General features: G+C 44.1%; 20 protein-coding genes. 2 read left to right on the forward strand and 18 right to left on the reverse strand.

Annotation, left to right across the window (positions count from 1 at the left end):
* Positions 1-6 precede the first annotated feature (6 nt).
* From MY9_RS12785 to rpsU, 5 genes are all read right to left on the reverse strand, one after another.
* The gene (locus MY9_RS12785) at positions 7-426 is read right to left on the reverse strand and encodes a hypothetical protein (RefSeq protein ID WP_014664651.1); all 420 of its coding nucleotides are present in this window, start codon (positions 424-426) and stop codon (positions 7-9) included.
* Between the two features lie 24 nt (positions 427-450).
* Positions 451-1,446 carry a flotillin-like protein FloA gene (gene floA / locus MY9_RS12790; protein WP_014664652.1) on the reverse strand — a complete coding sequence of 332 codons (996 nt, stop codon included), beginning with the start codon at positions 1,444-1,446 and terminating at the stop codon, positions 451-453.
* A gap of 21 nt (positions 1,447-1,467) precedes the next feature.
* On the reverse strand, positions 1,468-2,781 hold the full coding sequence (locus MY9_RS12795) for an NfeD family protein (protein WP_014664653.1): 1,314 nt from the start codon (positions 2,779-2,781) through the stop codon (positions 1,468-1,470).
* 130 nt (positions 2,782-2,911) lie between these two features.
* A complete protein-coding gene (locus MY9_RS12800; protein WP_003230022.1) occupies positions 2,912-3,358 on the reverse strand; it encodes a GatB/YqeY domain-containing protein in 447 nt (148 codons plus the stop codon).
* Positions 3,359-3,372: 14 nt separating this feature from the next.
* Positions 3,373-3,546: a 30S ribosomal protein S21 gene (gene rpsU, locus MY9_RS12805; protein ID WP_003152957.1), complete on the reverse strand. Its 174-nt coding sequence runs from the start codon at positions 3,544-3,546 to the stop codon at positions 3,373-3,375.
* A 172-nt stretch (positions 3,547-3,718) separates the two neighbouring features.
* On the opposite strand from rpsU, the gene MY9_RS12810 reads away from it, so the two are divergent.
* Positions 3,719-4,642 carry a Na/Pi symporter gene (locus MY9_RS12810; protein WP_014664654.1) on the forward strand — a complete coding sequence of 308 codons (924 nt, stop codon included), beginning with the start codon at positions 3,719-3,721 and terminating at the stop codon, positions 4,640-4,642.
* A 36-nt stretch (positions 4,643-4,678) separates the two neighbouring features.
* On the opposite strand, the gene mtaB is transcribed toward MY9_RS12810, so the two are convergent.
* From mtaB to gpr, 12 genes are all read right to left on the reverse strand, one after another.
* On the reverse strand, positions 4,679-6,034 hold the full coding sequence (gene mtaB, locus MY9_RS12815) for a tRNA (N(6)-L-threonylcarbamoyladenosine(37)-C(2))-methylthiotransferase MtaB (protein WP_014664655.1): 1,356 nt from the start codon (positions 6,032-6,034) through the stop codon (positions 4,679-4,681).
* Complete coding sequence (locus MY9_RS12820) at positions 6,034-6,804, reverse strand: 16S rRNA (uracil(1498)-N(3))-methyltransferase (RefSeq protein ID WP_014664656.1); 771 nt, start codon at positions 6,802-6,804, stop codon at positions 6,034-6,036. The genes mtaB and MY9_RS12820 overlap by 1 nt, the downstream gene beginning before the upstream one ends.
* Before the next feature lie 22 nt (positions 6,805-6,826).
* Positions 6,827-7,762, reverse strand: coding sequence for a 50S ribosomal protein L11 methyltransferase (gene prmA / locus MY9_RS12825; protein ID WP_004398884.1), 936 nt, complete (start codon positions 7,760-7,762; stop codon positions 6,827-6,829).
* Between the two features lie 24 nt (positions 7,763-7,786).
* Positions 7,787-8,914: a molecular chaperone DnaJ gene (dnaJ, locus tag MY9_RS12830; protein WP_014114461.1), complete on the reverse strand. Its 1,128-nt coding sequence runs from the start codon at positions 8,912-8,914 to the stop codon at positions 7,787-7,789.
* Between the two features lie 199 nt (positions 8,915-9,113).
* Positions 9,114-10,949, reverse strand: coding sequence for a molecular chaperone DnaK (gene dnaK / locus MY9_RS12835; RefSeq protein WP_014664658.1), 1,836 nt, complete (start codon positions 10,947-10,949; stop codon positions 9,114-9,116).
* 23 nt (positions 10,950-10,972) lie between these two features.
* Positions 10,973-11,536: a nucleotide exchange factor GrpE gene (gene grpE / locus MY9_RS12840; protein ID WP_014664659.1), complete on the reverse strand. Its 564-nt coding sequence runs from the start codon at positions 11,534-11,536 to the stop codon at positions 10,973-10,975.
* Between the two features lie 71 nt (positions 11,537-11,607).
* Positions 11,608-12,639: a heat-inducible transcriptional repressor HrcA gene (gene hrcA, locus MY9_RS12845; RefSeq protein WP_014664660.1), complete on the reverse strand. Its 1,032-nt coding sequence runs from the start codon at positions 12,637-12,639 to the stop codon at positions 11,608-11,610.
* 80 nt (positions 12,640-12,719) lie between these two features.
* Positions 12,720-13,859 carry a radical SAM family heme chaperone HemW gene (gene hemW / locus MY9_RS12850; protein ID WP_014664661.1) on the reverse strand — a complete coding sequence of 380 codons (1,140 nt, stop codon included), beginning with the start codon at positions 13,857-13,859 and terminating at the stop codon, positions 12,720-12,722.
* Positions 13,860-13,914: 55 nt separating this feature from the next.
* Positions 13,915-15,750: a translation elongation factor 4 gene (gene lepA / locus MY9_RS12855; protein WP_014664662.1), complete on the reverse strand. Its 1,836-nt coding sequence runs from the start codon at positions 15,748-15,750 to the stop codon at positions 13,915-13,917.
* Between the two features lie 133 nt (positions 15,751-15,883).
* Positions 15,884-16,222 (reverse strand): YqxA family protein, encoded by a 339-nt coding sequence (locus MY9_RS12860; RefSeq protein WP_014664663.1) that lies wholly within the window; start codon positions 16,220-16,222, stop codon positions 15,884-15,886.
* A 16-nt stretch (positions 16,223-16,238) separates the two neighbouring features.
* A complete protein-coding gene (spoIIP, locus tag MY9_RS12865) occupies positions 16,239-17,444 on the reverse strand; it encodes a spore autolysin SpoIIP (RefSeq protein ID WP_014664664.1) in 1,206 nt (401 codons plus the stop codon).
* A 62-nt stretch (positions 17,445-17,506) separates the two neighbouring features.
* The gene (gpr, locus tag MY9_RS12870; protein ID WP_014664665.1) at positions 17,507-18,613 is read right to left on the reverse strand and encodes a GPR endopeptidase; all 1,107 of its coding nucleotides are present in this window, start codon (positions 18,611-18,613) and stop codon (positions 17,507-17,509) included.
* A gap of 203 nt (positions 18,614-18,816) precedes the next feature.
* On the opposite strand from gpr, the gene rpsT reads away from it, so the two are divergent.
* Positions 18,817-19,083 (forward strand): 30S ribosomal protein S20, encoded by a 267-nt coding sequence (gene rpsT, locus MY9_RS12875; RefSeq protein WP_003229989.1) that lies wholly within the window; start codon positions 18,817-18,819, stop codon positions 19,081-19,083.
* A gap of 14 nt (positions 19,084-19,097) precedes the next feature.
* Here the strand turns inward: rpsT and holA are convergent, their stop codons facing one another.
* Positions 19,098-20,141 (reverse strand): DNA polymerase III subunit delta, encoded by a 1,044-nt coding sequence (gene holA, locus MY9_RS12880; protein ID WP_014664666.1) that lies wholly within the window; start codon positions 20,139-20,141, stop codon positions 19,098-19,100.
* Positions 20,142-20,150 lie beyond the last annotated feature (9 nt).

The raw sequence follows: 20,150 nt of genomic DNA on the forward strand, positions 1-20,150 counted from the left end.
AACACTTTAATTTTTACGGGCCGGGCGCATCGTATGATGAGGTTTTTTCGCCCTTGGGGGTCCGAATACCTCTCCTAGAACGATCCCCTGTACCACGGTGTCTTTATTCACTTGGAGCATTTTTTGTTTTGTGTATACCGCTTTTTGTTTGGCAGCAGCAAGATCTCGTTCCAGCCCTTTCAGATTTCTTTCTGTTTCCCTGCGTCTTTCTTCCGCTTCCCGTCTTGCCTGTTCCATACGGTTAGGGATAGGTGCAGGAGCTTCTTCTTTTGACTGCTTCTTTTGAGGGGAAGCAGTTTGCACCTGTTGAGGTATTTTTCTTTTTTGGCTGTTTTGCTTTTCTTCTTTGCTCTTTTTGCCGAAAATCGCAGAAATAATCCCGATGATCGCTGCAATAATAAGCGGATTTGTCAGTAGATCTTCCATCAGCGTTCTCCCTTCTTAGAGAGATTATGATTTGCGGTCTTCATCCGACGGGTCTTTCGTCAGCTTGCCGAATGAATCACGCATATCTGTGTCAGCATCAATGTTCTTGATATTCATGTAATCCATGACGCCAATATTCCCTTCACGCAAGGCTTCCGCCATCGCAAGCGGCACTTCCGCCTCGGCTTCTACCACTTTCGCGCGCATTTCTTCTACGCGGGCGCGCATTTCCTGTTCTTGAGCGACAGCCATTGCACGTCGTTCTTCCGCTTTTGCCTGCGCGATGTTTTTATCAGCCTCGGCCTGATCAGTTTGTAAAATCGCACCGATGTTTTTACCGATGTCAACATCAGCAATATCAATCGAGAGAATTTCAAATGCCGTTCCTGAGTCCAATCCTTTTCCTAGTACCGTCTGAGAAATCATGTCGGGGTTTTCAAGCACTTTTTTGTGATTTTCGGATGAACCGATTGTAGAGACGATCCCTTCACCGACACGGGCAACAATAGTTTCTTCCCCCGCTCCCCCGACGAGACGTTCGATATTCGCTCTTACTGTGATTCTCGCTTTCGCTTTCACTTCAATCCCGTCCATGGCCACACCGGCAATGAACGGCGTTTCAATGACCTTAGGGTTAACGCTCATTTGAACAGCTTCCAATACATCCCGGCCGGCAAGATCAATGGCAGCACAGCGCTCGAATGTGAGTTCAATGTTCGCGCGCTGGGCGGCGATAAGCGCGTTGACAACTCTGTCAACATTACCTCCGGCCAGGTAGTGGCTTTCAAGCTGGTTTGTTCCAACATTAAGTCCCGCTTTATGCGCTTTAATCAGCGGGTTAACAACCCGATTCGGTATGACTCGGCGAAGCCTCATCCCAACCAGGGTGAAAATGCTGATTTTCACTCCGGCTGCTAAAGCTGAAATCCAAAGCATTACAGGCACAAATGTAAAAAATACAGCCAAAACAATGATCGCGACTGCGACAATTGCCAGAATCATAAATGTTGACGGATCCATATAACTTCTCCTCGTTTCTATTTAAATTTCTCTCACGACAATACGTGAGCCTTCTACTTTAATCACTTTTACTTTCTTATCTTTTTCTGTAAACGATCCCTCCGAAACAACGTCAAGGCGTTCATCGTCAATAATGACGGTACCGGAAGGACGCAGCGGTGTAGAGGTTATACCCACCTTTCCCATTAGGTCCGTCCGCGTTTGATTTGATACGTAGCCGCTCTCGGTATTTGTAGAATCATTTAATATCAATTTTCTAAAGAATTTCATACGCTTTCCCAACACCCTTGTCAGTAAAATAAAAGCTGTAATTGAAACAGCTGTGGCGATCAAGAGAGAAACCGCCATGACAGTGAAGCTCCCCGCGGCTAAAAACAGGCTCACAATAATCGATCCCAAGCCAAGTAAACCAATGATTCCTCCAGGAAGGAAAATCTCAAGCAGGATGAGGATCACCCCTGCGATAAAGAGGAGAACCGTCTCATACCCGGCAAGGCCTGCTGCGAGATGACCGTAGAAAAACAGCAATAACGCAATGAATCCAGCCGTTCCAGGGAGGCCGACACCCGGGGAAAAAAGCTCTACTGTCAGACCTAAAAAAGCGATAGTCAGCAGAATGGGGACAATGACCGGACTCGTCAGCCATCTTGCTGTTTTTTCCGCAAAGCTTTCCTTTGCATAGCTGATCTGCGCTTTTTCGAACCCAAGCTTCTTTACGAGCGCGGATACATTGTCAGCAGTGCCTTCTGAATAGCCTACCTCCATCGCCTTGTCTGCGTTAAGTGTCAGCAGATCTCCCTTAGGCGCGCCGACTTCCTTGGCATCTATATCCGGGTCAGCCATTGCGAGCGCATATTTTGGATCGCGATTATTTTTCACTGCGGCATCTTCCATCTCTGCCAGCCAAAGTGATTCAGCTTTTTGGTCAGCGGCATTGCCTTGGCCATCAATAATCGCGGCGGCTCCCATTTTTCCGCCAGGCGCCATATAAATGTGATCGGCTTGCAGCGCAATGTATGCACCAGCAGACAACGCGCGTTTGTTTACATATGCAGTTACGGGGATCTCGCTTTCGGTGATCACATCCGCCATATCAATAGCAGATTTGACTAATCCCCCCGGTGTATTGATATCAAGAATAATATGGGCTGCATGTGCATCCTTTGCATCTTGTAACGAACGGGACAAAAACGAGGCGAGACCCTGTTCGACATTTTTCTCAACCGGGATCACATATACAGTTTGTTTTTCTGCTTTTGCGTTCAGCTGTACGCCAAATAAAGAAAGTAAAAATATACTCAAAAGAACAGCACGGAATCCTTTGATTTGAAGCAAGGGCTGTGTATCCCTCCTTCCTTTTATAATAAGTGCCTTCTCTTCATACGTAACAAATGTATCAAAGGTTTCATTTTTTTATGTATAAAAAAAGACATCTCTCTTAGAAAGATGTCCTTTTCTTTGCCATTTAAGACAGTTGACTGCTCACAAGCTTATTAATTAAACTTCCGTCAGCTTTACCTTTTACTTTAGGCATAATTGCCCCCATTACTTTGCCCATGTCCGCTTTTGAGCTCGCACCGACCTCTGCAATGGTTTCATTTACGATTGTACGCAGCTCTTCTTCTGACAGCTGCTCAGGTAAATAAACTTCTAAAATGTCCAGCTCTTTTTGAACTTTATCTACTAAATCTAAACGATTAGCGTTTGAAAATTCCTGGAGGGAGTCTTTACGTTGCTTAAGTTCACGAGAAAGGACAGTGAGTTCCTCATCCTCGGTCAAACTGTCTTTCTTAAGCTTAATTGCTTCATTTTGAAGTGAAGCCTTAACCATTCGAACGACAGTCAGTTTGTCTTTCTCACGGTTTTTCATATACAGCTTCATATCCTGGTTGAGACGCTCAAGAAGACTCATAAATCCACCCTCTTTTAGAATTTGCGTTTTCTAGCAGCTTCAGACTTTTTCTTGCGCTTTACGCTAGGTTTTTCATAAAATTCACGCTTTCTTGCTTCTTGCAAAGTACCTGTCTTTGATACACTGCGTTTGAAGCGACGAAGAGCATCTTCAAGCGATTCGTTTTTTCTAACGACCGTTTTTGACATTCTCTTTCCCTCCCTCCGAATACACCAATCGACTACCTTTAAGTTACACATATAAACATGTACTTTGACATTATAATATAAGCCATCAGTCAGGTCAACTAAGTGAGTTCACTTTTCCGTCATGAGTGAGACTGCCTGTCTATATAATGATAGAAAGGGGTTGGTGAATGGGATGTTGATTCTGATCAGTTTTACAGCTCTTATATTATTCTTTCTCGCAGGCATGAATATGCTTCGAAAAGGCTTAATATCGATGGCGTACTCAAAAATTGAAGACCGTTTGCTATTATTTACGGACCACCCATTAAAAGCGTTTCTTATCAGCATTGTATTTACGGGGATACTTCAGAGCAGTTCAGCCTTTATGGTCATTGTCATCGGCTTTGTCAGTGCGGGCGTTCTTTCTTTTAAGCGGACGATACCGATGATTCTGGGGACAAATGTTGGCTCTACTTTTACAACTGAATTTATTGCCATCAAAATGGATATTTTGATTTGGGTTCTTTTAATAGGCGGTTTATTGTTTTTTCTGACTGGCAGGTATCCTTTAAAACAGCTGGGAACAAGCTTCCTCGGATTGGGCATCATCTTCTTTTGCATCAGTGGATTCAGCCACCTTGCCGGGCCGCTGACAAAGCTGAAAACGGGAGCCGACGTTTTATACCACGTTAACGATTCGAACTGGTCAGCTTTGCTCATCGGAATGGTGTTAACTGCCATCATTCATTCCAGCTCTGTCTGTATCGGTATTTTAATGAGTTTTATGAATGAAGGGATTATCGGGCTGACACAGGCGATGAGCGTCGTGCTCGGATCAAATATCGGGACATGCATTACAGCTGTCATGGCGGCTGTATCCGGCGGATATGCGGCGAAACAGACAGCGTATGCCCATGTGGTGTTTAATGTGCTAGGCGTGGCTCTAGTATTGCCTTTTCTGACCGCCGCGACTGGTTTTGTAGAACAGTTATCACCAGATCCCGCCCAAAGGATTGCTCATTTCAGCCTTTTATTTAATGTAGTGACAGCTCTTTTATTTCTTCCGCTTACAAACTTGTTTTACCGATTGATTCACCTTCTTATCCCAGCTAAATAAAAAACCGGGACATTTTAAATGCACCGGTTTTTTAGGTTAAGAAGACAAACGCATATGTTCAGTTATTTCATCCCCAACAACACGGACAAATTGCCCTTCGTTGTAAGGATAACCTGCTTTTAGGATTTTGACTTTTACAATTTTGCCGATCATATCTTCCGTGCCTTTGAAAACAACCTTCATATAATTGTCTGTGTAACCGACAAACATATTTTCTTCTTCTGTTTCCTTAAACGCTTCCTCAGGGATAATCTCAAGCACTTCATTTTCATACTGAGAAGCGTATTCCTTTGCAAGCTGGTCAGAAAGAGCAATCAGGCGGTGCACACGTTCGTTTTTCACGTTTTCATCCACTTGGTCTTCCATTCGCGCAGCTGGTGTTCCTGTACGTTTACTATAAGGAAAAACATGCAGTTCAGAGAATTTATGTTCTTTAATAAAGTTATAGGTTTCCATAAATTCTTCTTCTGTTTCACCAGGGAACCCAACAATAACATCAGAAGTAACGGCTAAGCCTGGCAGTGCTTTTTTCAATTTGTTTAAACGGTCTGCAAAGAATTCCATTGTATATTTGCGTCTCATCCGTTTAAGCACTGTGTTTGAGCCGGATTGGATAGGAATATGCAAATGATTCACTATCTTATCTGAGCGGTCTAAGACTTCGATCACTTCGTCAGTGATTTGGCTGGCTTCGATTGAAGAAATTCTGATCCGTTTCACGCCTTCTACACGAGAGTCTAATTCGCTCAAAAGCTTAGCGAAGTTGTAATCTTTCATATCTTCGCCGTAACCGCCCGTGTGAATACCTGTAAGAACAATTTCTTTATAGCCCGCATTGACAAGCTGCTGCGCTTGTTTAATGACTTCTTCAGGGTCGCGGGAGCGTAGCAGGCCGCGCGCCCACGGAATGATACAGAATGTGCAGAAATTATTGCAGCCCTCTTGTATTTTCAATGACGCTCTTGTCCGGTCCGTGAAAGCAGGCACATCGAGCTCTTCATAGACTCTCGCTTTCATGATGTTGCTGACGCCGTTAATCGGCTGGCGTTCTTCACGGTATTGGTCAATGTAGCCAAGCATTTTTTCACGGTCCTGTGTTCCAACTACAATATCGACACCAGGGATCGCCATAATCTCAGCAGGTGAGGTTTGCGCGTAGCAGCCTGTGACACAGATGACACCGTCAGGATTTTGACGAATGGCGCGTCTGATCACTTGGCGGCTTTTTTTATCTCCAGTATTAGTTACTGTACATGTATTAATGACATATACATCAGCTGTTTGTTCAAAGTCTCTTCTTTCATAGCCCGCTTCTTTGAAAAGCTGCCAGATTGCTTCTGTTTCATAATGGTTGACTTTACAGCCAAGCGTATGGAAAGCAACAGTTGCCATTACTGATCACCTCTTAATAACTCTGTTTGATAAGAAATCGCACTCAACGCATATAGCGGAGCGGTTTCTGTCCTTAAAATTCTCGGTCCAAGGCCGCACGGCACACCGTCTTTCTCAGTGAGCCGTTCAACCTCCGCTTCTGTTAAACCGCCTTCGGGACCAAATACGATCAAAAGAGATGATCCTTTCGGAAGGCTGCTTACAACCGCGCTGAATGCGCTTATTTCCCCTTGCTTCGATGACTCCTCGTATGCAACGACACATTTATCGAAATCCTGCATCCTTTGAAGAAGCTGCTGAAAAGAATGGACATCCATCACTTGCGGCACTTCGTTACGGTACGATTGTTCAGCCGCTTCCTTCGCAATTTTCGTCCATCTTTCCCGCTTTTTCTTCGCCTTTTTGTCATCCAGCTTGACAACAGAACGCGCGGCTTGGAAGGGAATAAAGGCATGAGCTCCGAGCTCAGTCCCCTTTTGGATAATCCATTCAAGCTTATCACCTTTCGGGAGGCCGCTCGCAATATAGATCTTTATCGGAAGCTCTCTGTTTTCATTCGTCCATTCTATCACAAGGCAGGACACTTTATCTTTGGAAACAGATTGAAGTTCACATTTTGCCTCGAAGCCGTCTTGAGAGCAGCAGATGATATGATCTCCCTCATTCATTCTCATCACGTTCACAATATGATGAACATCTTCGCCGGTAACCGAAAAAGCCGGCGCTTCCTCTATTTGCTGCTTCGTGAGCTCGATAAAATATCGTTGCATACGCTGTGACACCTACTAACTGTTATTTTTTCGCAATAATGCTGACCCAATCTTCCATTGAAAGGATTTCTACAATGGTGAAGCCAGCTTGTTCCAATGCTTCTTTTACTTCTTGTTTTTTATGGCCGATGATACCTGACGTAATAAAATGTCCGCCTTCTTTTAACAGGCTGTACGCTTGTGAAGTAAAGCGAAGAATGACTTCAGCCAAAATGTTGGCCACAATCACATCATGTTCACCTTCAATCCCGTCTAACAAGTTGTTTTGCTTCACTTGTGCAATATCGCTCACTTTGTTCAGCTTGAGATTGAGGCGTGCACTTTCTACAGCTACAGGGTCAAGATCGTAGGCATGAACCGATTCAGCCTCAAGCATTGCAGCCGCAATACTTAAAATTCCCGAACCTGTACCAACATCAATCACCTTATCACCCTTTTGCACAAAGCGTTCAAGCGCCTGAATGCAGAGCACGGTTGTCGGATGTGTCCCTGTGCCGAAAGCCATTCCCGGGTCCATTTCAATAATCAGTTCATCAGTATGGACCGGCGTATATTCCTCCCACGTCGGCACAATCGTAAACTTTTCAGAAATTTTCACAGGATGATAATACTTTTTCCAGGCAGTCGCCCACTCTTCTTCATTTACTTCAGAAATGGTGATGTGATTTCTGCCCAAATCAATATTGTAAAGAAGGAGATTATTAATCGTTTCTTTAATGCCGTCTACCGTTTCGCCCAGAAAACTGTTAACCGGCAGATATGCTTTGACAATGACACCCTCATCTGGATAATCATTGGGGTCGAGCTGGTAGATTTCCCCGTACACATTCTCACGTTCTTTAATTAAATCAAGCGGGTCCTCTATCACAACCCCACTTGCACCAGCTTCATGCAATATATTTGAGATAGGTTCGACCGCTTCATGTGTTGTGTGAATGCTTAATTCGGACCATTTCAAAACTACCAACTCCTCATCCAATAATTAATCGCCTTTAAACGCGCGTTTTACCTTGTCAAAGAAACTCATTTCCTGTTCATCAGGCAGGTTTCCGCTGACCTCGGCAAATTCGCGGATAATGTCTTTTTGTTTATCTGTCAGGTTTGTCGGCGTAACGACGCGGACGACGATATGCTGGTCACCCTGTCCATAGCCCCTGACGTTTTGAACGCCTTTTCCTCTTAATCTGAATTTCGTTCCTGTTTGTGTACCGGCTGGAATTTTCAATTTCACTTTTCCATGCAGCGTCGGAACTTCTACCTCATCTCCAAGAGCAGCCTGAGCAAACGTTAACGGCATTTCACAGTAAATATCATCGCCGTCACGCTCGAAGAACTCGTGGGCGCGCACATGGAACACGACAAATAAATCCCCGGCAGGGCCGCCGTTTACTCCTGGTTCACCCTGTCCCGAGAGACGAAGCTGCTGTCCGTCATCTACACCGGCTGGAATTGTCACGTTGATTTTTTTGCGTTTTTTGATTTTTCCTTTGCCGCCGCAATCCGCACACTTGTCTTTAATAATTTTGCCCGTACCTTCACAGTGGTGGCAGACCCGTCTGTTCACGACTTTTCCAAACGGCGTGTTTTGCTCCACGTTTAACTGGCCGGAGCCTCCGCAGTGGGAGCACGTTTCCGGGTTTGTTCCAGGTTTCGCACCTGAGCCTTTACATGTGTCGCACGTTTCCTCGCGCGGAATTTCAATCGTTGTTTCTTTGCCGAAAGCGGCATCCTCAAACGACAAGGTCATCGTATATTGCAAATCGGCACCTTGGCGCGGTGCGTTTGGATCTCTTCGTCTTGTTCCTCCGCCGAAAATACTTGAGAAAATATCATCGAAACCAAAGCCGCCGAAATCGCCGCCGCCAAAACCACCGCCGCCGAAGCCCTGATTAGGATCAGTATGCCCAAATTGGTCGTAATGCGCACGTTTTTGGTCATCTGACAGCGCTTCGTACGCTTCTTTTACCTCTTTAAATTTTTCATCTGATCCGGCTTCTTTGTTAATATCAGGATGATATTTTTTTGACAGCTTCCGATAAGCTTTTTTAATTTCATCCTTTGAAGCGCTCTTACTTACTCCCAGCACTTCATAGTAATCACGCTTACTCATCTCGCTTCACTCTCCCGAATTTCTCACATAAATTAGATTGTATCATTTTGAATTATGATTTTTCAATTCCTTTTATCCCGGGCAAGAAAAAAAGTCAAAGCCAAGAGATGCCTGACTTTGACTTTCTAATCATTGAATCAGATTATGAAATGTGTTCTTTTCTGTCAGCCCCGGAAGCGGGACTGACTTAAAAAAGAATTTATTTTTTGTTTTGGTCGTCGTTTACTTCTTCGTATTCAGCGTCGACAACGTTGTCATCCGCTTTGCCTTCAGCGCTTGCTCCGCCTTGAGCTTGCTGTGCTTTGGCAGCTTCTTCATAAAGCTTCATAGAAAGCTCTTGAACGATTGCTTGAAGCTCATCTTTTTTCGCTTTGATCTCTTCAAATTCGTTTTTCTCAATCGCAGCTTTTAAAGCGTCTTTGGCATCATTGGCTTTTTTCACTTGTTCTTCATCCACTTTGCCTTCAAGATCTTTTAATGTTTTTTCAGTTTGGAAAACAAGCTGATCTGCTTCGTTGCGGACTTCGATTTCTTCTTTTTTCTTCGCATCAGCGTCAGCATTTTCTTCCGCTTCTTTTACCATGCGTTCGATCTCATCATCAGAAAGACCTGAAGAAGATTTGATTGTAATATTTTGTTCTTTTCCTGTGCCTAAGTCTTTCGCTCTTACGTTTACGATACCGTTTTTGTCAATATCGAAAGAAACTTCGATTTGCGGTACGCCGCGCGGTGCTGGCGGGATATCAGTAAGCTGGAAGCGACCGAGTGTTTTGTTGTCGGCAGACATTGGGCGCTCACCTTGAAGAACATGGATATCAACAGCTGTTTGGTTATCAGCAGCAGTTGAGAACACTTGAGATTTGCTTGTCGGGATCGTCGTATTGCGGTCGATCAGTTTTGTGAACACGCCGCCCATTGTTTCGATACCGAGAGAAAGCGGTGTAACGTCAAGAAGAACCACGTCTTTTACGTCACCAGTGATAACGCCGCCCTGAATCGCAGCACCAAGCGCCACAACTTCATCTGGGTTTACGCCTTTATGCGCTTCTTTTCCAGTTTCTTTTTTGATTGCTTCTTGTACAGCAGGGATACGAGTTGATCCGCCGACAAGGATAACTTTGTCGATTTCGCTTGCAGAAAGTCCTGCATCTTGAAGCGCTTGACGGACAGGACCCATTGTGCGCTCTACTAAATGAGAAGAAAGCTCTTCGAATTTAGCGCGAGTTAATGTAAGTTCAAGGTGAAGCGGTCCTGCTTCTCCAGCTGTGATAAACGGTAAAGAAATTTGCGTAGAAGATACGCCGGAAAGATCTTTTTTCGCTTTTTCAGCTGCGTCTTTCAAACGTTGAAGCGCCATTTTGTCTTTTGACAGATCAATGCCGTTTTCTTTTTTGAATTCAGATACAAGGTGATCGATGATGACTTGGTCAAAATCGTCCCCGCCCAGACGGTTGTCACCCGCAGTTGAACGAACTTCGAATACACCGTCGCCAAGTTCAAGGATTGAAACGTCGAATGTACCGCCGCCAAGGTCATATACTAGGATCGTTTGATCTTCATCTGTTTTATCAAGTCCGTATGCAAGCGCTGCTGCAGTAGGTTCGTTGATGATACGTTCTACTTCAAGACCTGCAATTTTACCAGCGTCTTTTGTCGCTTGACGCTCAGCATCGTTAAAGTAAGCAGGAACTGTGATAACTGCTTTTGATACTGTTTCGCCAAGATAGCTTTCAGCGTATGATTTAAGGTGTTGAAGGATGATAGCAGACACTTCTTGAGGAGTGTAATCTTTCCCTTCAATTTCCACTTTATAGTCAGTACCCATATGGCGTTTAACAGACATGATTGTGTTAGGGTTTGTGATAGATTGGCGTTTAGCCACTTCCCCTACTTGGCGTTCGCCGTTTTTGAATGCAACAACTGATGGCGTTGTGCGGTTTCCTTCAGCGTTAGCAATAACTTTAGGCTCGCCGCCTTCAAGCACTGCCACACATGAGTTTGTTGTTCCTAAGTCGATTCCGATAACTTTACTCACTTGAATAACCTCCTGCTATGTAATTATTGATTCACTTTGACCATGGAAGGGCGAATGACGCGATCCTTCAACTTATAGCCTTTTTGCATTTCCTCAACAACAATGTTGGAGCCGTAATTTTCGTCTTCAGCCTGCATAACGGCTTGGTGCAGATTAGGATCAAATTCCTGCCCTACAGCTTCGATGGCTTCGACGCCTTCTTTTTTCAAGGCTTCTACGAGCTGACGGTGGACCATTTCCATTCCCTGGAGCAAACTTTTCGTCTGTTCATTGTCGGTTTCAACCTGAAGCGCTCGTTCAAAGCTGTCAAGAGCCGGCAGCAAATCAGTCACGATATTTTGAGAACGGTATTTTTGGGACGCTTCCATCTCTAAACGGCTGCGTCGTTTATAGTTTTCAAAGTCTGCTTGAACACGCAAAAGTTTGTTTTCTTTTTCCTCAAGCAAACCTTGCAATTCGTTAATTTGATTTTGAAGAAGTTCGCTTTCATTTGTTTCCTCTTGCTGTTCATCAGCGGCAGCTTGTTCTTCAATGATTTCTTGCTCTTCTGTTTCGTTTTGTTCAACGGTTTGTTTTTCTTCTGACATTGTGTTCACCTCCCTCAAAGTGTAAGGAGAAGGACAGGCGCTGCCCTTCGATAAAATTTGCCAAAATTCCCTTATTCATCATACAAATTTGTTAATGCTTTTGACAAGTCCGAAGTCACATGCTGAAGCAGGCTGACAACCCTGGAATAATTCATGCGGGTCGGGCCGATGATCGCAATTGAGCCGATCTGCTTCTGGTCAACGGAATAAGAAGCCGTAATCAGACTGCAGTTTTCCATCTCTTCATAGTCGTTTTCTTTCCCGATTTTAATCGAAATTCCCGTGTGCGGGGATTGAACGAGCTTTAACACATCCTGTTCTTTTTCGATTAATGAGAGCAGTGACCGAACTCTGGTGATATCATGGAACTCCGGCTGATTTAGCATATTGATTTTTCCGCCAAAAAACAACTTTTCGACGTGATTTGTGGAATGAAAGGTTGATCGAAGCGCATCGAGTATATTGTCATAGTTCTTAATGTGCTGTCTTAGGTACATGACAACTTCCTTAAATATGCGCTCATTCAGTTCATCCATTGGAACGCCGCTTAAACGGTCGTTCAGTATATTTACCAGTTTTTCAATATCAGACAGATCCATTTTGGTCGGAAAGTTAATCGTTTTGTTTTCCACATGCCCCGTATTGGTAACGAGAATTGCTACCGCCATATCAGGCTGAATCGGTATGATTTGAATCTGTTTAAGGTAATTCTCACTCAGCTTCGGCCCGAGTACGATGGATGTGTAATTCGTCAGATCGGACAAAATTTGCGCTGATTTTTGAACTGTCTTCTCCAGCTCGAAAATTTTCTCTTTGAAGATCGAGTGGATTTGGTCCAGGTCTCTTTTCGTCAGTTTAACGGGTGACAGCAAATGGTCAACATAGTACCGATACCCTTTTTCTGACGGAACACGCCCTGAGGATGAATGGGTTTTTTCAATAAAGCCCAATTCCTCCAAGTCAGCCATCTCGTTTCTAATTGTTGCAGAGCTAAATGTGATTTCATCTTTTTTCGAAAGAGTTCTCGATCCTACCGGCTGTGCCGATTTAATAAAATCGTTGATTATAACCTGAAGGATCAGCAGCTGACGATTTGTTAACATCATCATCACCTCTGTTAGCACTCTCAATAAGTGAGTGCTAATTCTATAACAAAAGTATCAAACCACAAGAAAAATGTCAATTATAACTCACCCAAAAAAGCGCCAAAAACTTCATTGCCTAATAATTTCCCTTGATGAGTCAAATAAACGGCAGACTCCGAATTGTGAATCAGCCCTTTTTCAGCGAGGTCTTTTAATACGTTTGGGAAAAGTTCATCCAGGGAACGGCCGTATTTTTCTGCGAATCGTTTTTTGCTGACTCCGGCTGTTTTTCTCAAACCTAAAAACATTTCTTCCTCAATCTGTTCTTCTGTTGTCACTTCATGTGTATCTCTGTACGGAAAACCCTTTTCAGCAATCAGGTCAATGTAATGCTTAACAGGTCCGACATTCACAGTTCGTGTGCCGCCGATATATCCGTGGGCCCCTGCTCCGAAACCAAAATATTGTTCGTTGCTCCAATACGTCAGATTGTGCTTGGATTCCATGCCTGCCTTAGCAAAGTTGCTGATTTCATATTGATGAATATCGTGAGTTTCCATCCGGCTCATCACCATTTCATACATTTCAGCTTCCTGCTCCTGCGGCGGAAGATGAAGTCGCCCTTTTTGCATCAAATTATAAAATACCGTTTTCGGTTCTACAATAAGGGAGTATACGGAATAATGCTCGGCATCCAGTGATAAAGCAGTGTTTATGGAATGTTCCAGATGCTTGAGGGTTTGCCCCGGGAGCCCGAACATTAGATCAAGACTGATATTCTCAAAACCGATTTCCCGCGCTCTTTCAAAAGAGGCGAATACATCTTTTTGCTTATGCACTCGGCCGATTTTTTCTAACAGATCGTCTTCGAATGTTTGAACACCAAAGCTGAGGCGGTTTACGCCTGCTTCTTTTAATATCTTTAATTTCTCTGCGGACAAGTCGTCCGGATTCGCTTCTACAGCAAATTCCGATAAGTCGCTTGATGGCTTCAGCACGCGATTGACCATGTCCATCAGCTTTTTGAGCTGTTCCTCAGACAAGGAGGTCGGCGTGCCTCCTCCGATAAAGATCGTTTTGAGGTCTGGCTGCCCAGTTTTTGCTAATGTATTTATCATTTCCTGTTCGAGTGCGTTTAAATACTCGTCGACAGGCTGACTTTGAATAAAATATTTATTGAAATCGCAGTAGTGGCAAATATGCTCACAAAATGGAATATGGATATAAGCTGATTTCAACGGATTCACCTTCTTTACAGAAAGAAGCCGCAGTACAGGACTGCGGCGACTTCTATTATTTTTTCGGACTGTCGTCCATTTTCAGGACCGCCATAAATGCTTCTTGCGGCACTTCAACTGAGCCGACCTGCTTCATTCGGCGTTTTCCTTCTTTTTGTTTTTCAAGAAGCTTTCGTTTCCGCGAGATGTCCCCTCCGTAACATTTAGCCAATACGTTTTTACGCATTGCTTTTATGGTAGAGCGGGCCACGATTTTCTGGCCGATCGCCGCTTGAATCGGTACTTCAAAGTGCTGGCGCGGAATAAGTTCTTTCAGTTTTTCAACGATCACTTTTCCGCGCTCATATGCGTAATCACGATGCACGATAAAGGAAAGGGCATCGATTTTTTCACCATTCAGCATAATGTCCATTTTCACAAGCTTGGACGGTTTGTAGCCGATCAGTTCATAATCAAAGGACGCATAGCCTTTTGTGCTTGATTTCAGCTGGTCAAAAAACTCATATACGATTTCCGCTAATGGCATATCATAAATGATGCTGACACGGTTTGCGTCTAAATACTGCATATCAATGAAATTGCCGCGTTTTCCTTGGCAAAGCTCCATTACAGCGCCGACATAGTCATTCGGCACCATCATCGTCGCTTTTACGTATGGCTCCTCAACCCGTTCGATCTTTTGAGGGTCCGGCATGTTGGACGGGTTGTCGACAACGACCTTTTCGCCGTCTGTCATATACACGTCATAGATAACACTTGGCGCTGTCGTAATCAGGTCAATGTTGAACTCACGCTCAATACGCTCCTGAATGATCTCCATGTGGAGCATGCCTAAAAATCCGCAGCGGAACCCAAATCCAAGCGCTTGTGAAGTTTCCGCTTCATATTGAAGGGAGGAATCATTCAGCTCAAGCTTTTCAAGGGCCTCCCTTAAATCATTGTACTTCGCTGTATCAATCGGATACAAACCACAGTACACCATCGGGTTTAGCTTGCGGTATCCCGGCAGCGCTTCTTCTGCAGGATTGGCAGCGCTCGTTATCGTATCACCGACACGTGTGTCACCGACATTTTTAATTGATGCAGTCAGGAAGCCTACATCACCGACAGTCAGTTCATTTGTCGGAGTCGCTTTCGGCGTGAACACGCCGACCTCTGTTACTTCGAATTCTTTGCCGGTTGCCATCATTTTGATTTTTTGACCCGGCTTTACCGTTCCTTCTACAACTCTGATATACGCCACGACACCGCGGTAGGCGTCATAAAGCGAGTCGAAAATCAGCGCTTTTAGCGGTGCCTCTGGATCTCCGGTCGGAGCGGGCACCTTTTCTACGATTTGCTCTAAAATCTCCTCGATCCCGATTCCTGCTTTTGCGGAAGCAAGCACGGCTTCTGACGCATCAAGGCCGATAACGTCTTCTACCTCTTGGCGTACGCGTTCCGGTTCGGCGCTCGGAAGGTCGATTTTATTGATGACCGGAAGGATTTCAAGATCGTTGTCAAGCGCTAAGTAGACATTGGCGAGCGTCTGCGCTTCAATCCCCTGGGCTGCATCCACGACAAGAATCGCTCCCTCACAGGCAGCAAGGCTTCGGGATACTTCATACGTGAAGTCGACGTGTCCCGGCGTGTCGATCAGATGAAAAATATATTCCTCTCCGTCTTTTGCTTTATATTTAAGCTGAACAGAGTTTAACTTAATGGTTATGCCCCGCTCACGTTCAAGATCCATAGAATCGAGCAATTGTTCTTTCATTTCTCGTTGAGTGATTGCCGACGTTTTTTCTAAAATACGATCCGCTAAGGTCGATTTTCCGTGGTCAATATGGGCAATGATAGAGAAATTCCGTATTCTCGACTGCCTCTCTAAACGCTTTTCTTTATCTGTCACAATCTATCACTCCTACTATTAAACGCAAAATACACTAGCTTAGATTATATCAATAGGATTGTAAAGATTCAATGTAAAACAAGAAAGAGAAAAGTCCCCCGTCATATCTGGGCTGCTTTTCTCTTCCACATACCTATTGATTCATATCCCGTATCCATTCATACATTGACTGGGCAGTATTGGTTACGGTATCCGAAAGCGCTTTTCCGGCTTTTGAGAACATATTGAATGTTTCCACCTGTTCAAGCTCTTTTTGTTTTTCTTCTAAATCTTTTGCTGTGACTGTTTCTCCTAGAATCGAGGCTTCTTTTTCATTCCCTTTTCCGTCGGTGAGCGTAAACGCCCCCTTCAGTGAAGGGTCATGATAGCCTTTCATACTCAGCATTCCATTGTTTGCCTGCTGCATGCCAAACAGAACGCCTAAAAACATGATCGTAACAAGCAGTAAGCACTTTCCAAAGTATGCAATCAAATCAACCACCTATTTCTTATTGTTTTTTCGTCTCACCGCTCTTCGCGTTGACCTTTTCAGCATCCCAATACATTTCGCTGAATACATCCGCTGCCGCGTTAGCCGCACGCTGCAGCTCTTCGAGATTATTATCTACTCCGCCAAATTCGAGCAAAAGCGCTCTGTCAGTTAAATCTTGATTGTAAACACCGTTATCGCCTGGCGAACCTTTGGAAAAGACACCTGTACTTAGTCCAGGGTATTTTTTCTCCATCAGTTTATGAAGCTCGCTCGCAATTTTATAGTTTTCTTCGAAGTTTTTGCTTTTTTTCCCGACGACAAAGGATACCCTGGCATAGCTTTTCCCTTTAATCGTTGCGGTCGTGTCTTTTTTGCGTCGTGAGTCTCTGTGGATATCAATGATATATTGCAGATTTTTATTTGTAGTGAGAGCGTCTTTCACGACCGGTCTTGATTCATCATAAGACCTTGCATAGTTTAAGCCTTTTTTATTCAGTTTTGACTGTATATCGGTTTTATTCACTGTGGCTCCGATACCTTGGGATTCAAGCGCTTTTCCGAACATATCTCCTACAAGCGTGACGTTGGCTTTAGAATGGCGCGCCATATCAGGATTAGTCTCGCCTTTTAATAGAGGGAGATATGATTCCGTATTGTGCGTATGATAGATAAACACGACCTTTTTGTCACCTGTTGTTTGTTTCGGCGGATCTTTTTGCCCATTGTCTGATTGCGACTGCTGTTTTTCAATCTCTGCCAAATTCGCTTCTCTTTCTTCTTCCATCACCTTAGACGGCGGCGGCGATTCCGCAGGCATATTCGTATAATCCGTGCCTTGTCCAGCTAACAGAATCTCGGTATCAAATTGTGCAAACCCCGGCAGCTCCCGGCCGAGAAAGCTCCGCGGATCTTCGAGGTTAATGCTCGTCGCCAGCTTTAAAGATAGACGGGAAAGATGAAATGAGCTGTCGGTTTCAGAAAGGTCAGAAGCAAAATAATGGTTTTCCATCCGCAGCAAGTGTGCAAACACGTCACCCGGGAATTCTTCAGCAATCCCATAAAAAGAGTCGGACGACGGCCTGAGTTCCGGCCGGAGAGACGTCAGCACACCGGATAGAACAAAAATCACGATAAGGCTTACGATAAATAGAAAGATGGCTTTTACCGCTTTCCCGCCATTTACCGCAACAACAATTTGTCTGTTTCTGCGTTTATTTCTCATTGAATCCCTCCAGCGCTTGTCTAGTAATTACTCTATGAACAAGCTAGAGGAAGTAGAACTGTTTAGTGATTGTAGGAGCCTTTGTTTTCTTGTGATACTTTTTCATGAAGCGCTGTGTTTAATCCGTTCGCCAAAACATTTGCCATGTCATCGATAAATGAATCGACTTCCTTCGGCGTAACCATTAAGTTGTGCCCTAAAGGCGAAAGCACCTCATGAATAAGCTGCCGTTTTTCATCTTCATGAAGGGTTCCGACAATACCCAGAAACGATTGGCGCTGCTTTTCATCTGGAAGATCTTCTTCAGTAAGCACTTTCTTTTTCCCAAACGTCATGCCAGCTGGAACAAGTGATCTTGACGGACTGTTATCCTTCATTTCTCTGCCAAAATGTTTTAATATGTAGTCCACCGTGTCGCTGGCAATTGTCACGGCATCAACTACTGTCGGAACACCGATAGCAATAACCGGAACACCAAGTGTGTCTTTGCTTAAATCTTTTCGTTTATTCCCCACCCCAGATCCTGGGTGAATGCCTGTATCCGATATCTGAATGGTTGTGTTGACCCTTTCCACCGCCCGTGCCGCCAATGCGTCAATAGCAATGACAAAATCAGGCTTCGATTGCTCAATCACACCTTTAATAATGTCGCTTGTCTCGATTCCTGTAATCCCCATAACACCCGGTGCAAATGCACTGACAGGCCTATACCCCTCCTGTACGTTTTCCGGCTGAAGCTTAAATAAGTGCCTTGTTACCAACAGATTTTCTACAGCCATCGGTCCAAGTGCGTCAGGTGTCACGTTCCAGTTGCCGAGTCCAACGATCAAACAGCTCGCATCTTTTGAGATATTAAGGTTTTCAAGAAAAGCCGAGAATTCCTCTGCAAAGACAGCAGAGACCTTTTCCTGCATTTCCGAATCATTCTCCCTGATTCCCTGTGCCTCAAGCGTTAAATAGCGCCCTTCTTTTTTTCCCGAAAGCTCCGCGCCTTCCTTTGTAACATCAACTGTGCGGATTTTAATGCCGCCGTGATCACGCTCTTTTTCAATAAATCCTTTAATTTCTTTTGTCGGCACAGTCTGCTGATTGGCCATTGCTTCCTTCGTTTCCACTGCCAAATCGGTACGTATCAAATACTGATTCACATCCAGCTCACTCTTTTTCATACAGGGGCCTCCTTCACATTAAGTACCTATATTGTTGCCATTTGCTGAATGAATCATGCTAAAAAGAGAGCCTTCAATGAAAAATACTTTACATTTATATTGCAATCTAAAGATGTGTTTGATAGAATACAATTTGTTCTATTGTGAAGAAGATTTAACCTTAAGACACTGTGCTACAGGTTGTATCTTAGGAGGTGAAACACATGCCAAACATTAAATCAGCGATTAAACGTACAAAAACAAACAACGAACGCCGCGTTCATAACGCGACAATCAAATCTGCTATGCGTACTGCAATCAAACAAGTTGAAGCTTCTGTTGCCAACAACGAAGCTGACAAAGCGAAAACTGCTCTTACTGAAGCAGCTAAACGTATTGATAAAGCAGTGAAAACAGGTCTTGTACACAAAAATACCGCAGCTCGATACAAATCAAGACTAGCGAAAAAAGTGAACGGACTTTCTGCATAATATAAAAACGATCCTCAATAATGGGGATCGTTTTTTTCATTTCTTTTTAACAGCTGTAAAAGGAACAGTTCGAGCAGGAGCTGCTTGTCCTTTTTACCGGTTTTCATCTCATAGTCCATGACGGCAAGCTGCTCAATGATAGAACGGAGCTCCTCCTCTGAAAAAAGCCTCGCTTGATCCATCGCCAGCTTTACCCGAAATGGGTGAACTTTTAGATTAGAAGCGATTTGTTTTTGTCCGTACCCCTGTTCCGCAAAGTACTTTGTCTGCAGAATCAGTCGGAACTGGTTCGAAATAAGCGCCATGATCTTGATCGGTTCTTCATTTTGTTTAAGCAAATCATAAAAAATTTGCAGACTCTCAGTTCGTTTTCGGTTGACGATTTTATTGATCAGCTCAAAAATATTTTGTTCAAGGCTTCTAGCAACAAGCATTTTCACATCATCCAGCGTAATTTCTTCACGGTCTCCAATAAACGTGCAGAGCTTTTGAATCTCCTGAAAAATCGATGACAGATGTCCATTCACAAGCAGAACCAAATGCTCCGCTGCTTCAGTGCCAATCGTTTTTTGCTCTGTTTTTGCAAGGTTGACAGTAAAGTCTGTTGTCTCCTTTGCGTTTAATTCCTTCGCCTCCATCATAAACGCGTGCTTCTTTAACGCTTTCGTCAGCTTTTTCCGCTCATCAAGCTTTTCATACGGAGCAAGCAGGACAAAAACTGTGTAAGGCGCAGGCGATTGTATATACGATTCAAGCGCACTTATGTTGTGCTCCAGTTTTTCTTTTTTCTTTTCACCTGTTAAAAAATATGGATTTTTCACAATGACAAGACGCCGCTCCCCCATAAACGGAAACGTTTCAGCATCTGCAATCGCTTGATCCAGCGGGTCCTCTTCCAGATCGAAAACGGATAGATTGAAATCCTTTGTCTCCTGATCAACGACCGTCTGTCTGATCCTGCTGACGGTTTCCTGCAGCAGATATGTCTCTTTTCCGTATAAGCAATAAACCGGATGGACATCTCCTTTTTTCAGGCTTTTCCACACATCAAATACCATTGTTGTACA

The sequence above is a fragment of the Bacillus sp. JS genome, assembly GCF_000259365.1.
Lineage (GTDB): Bacteria > Bacillota > Bacilli > Bacillales > Bacillaceae > Bacillus > Bacillus stercoris.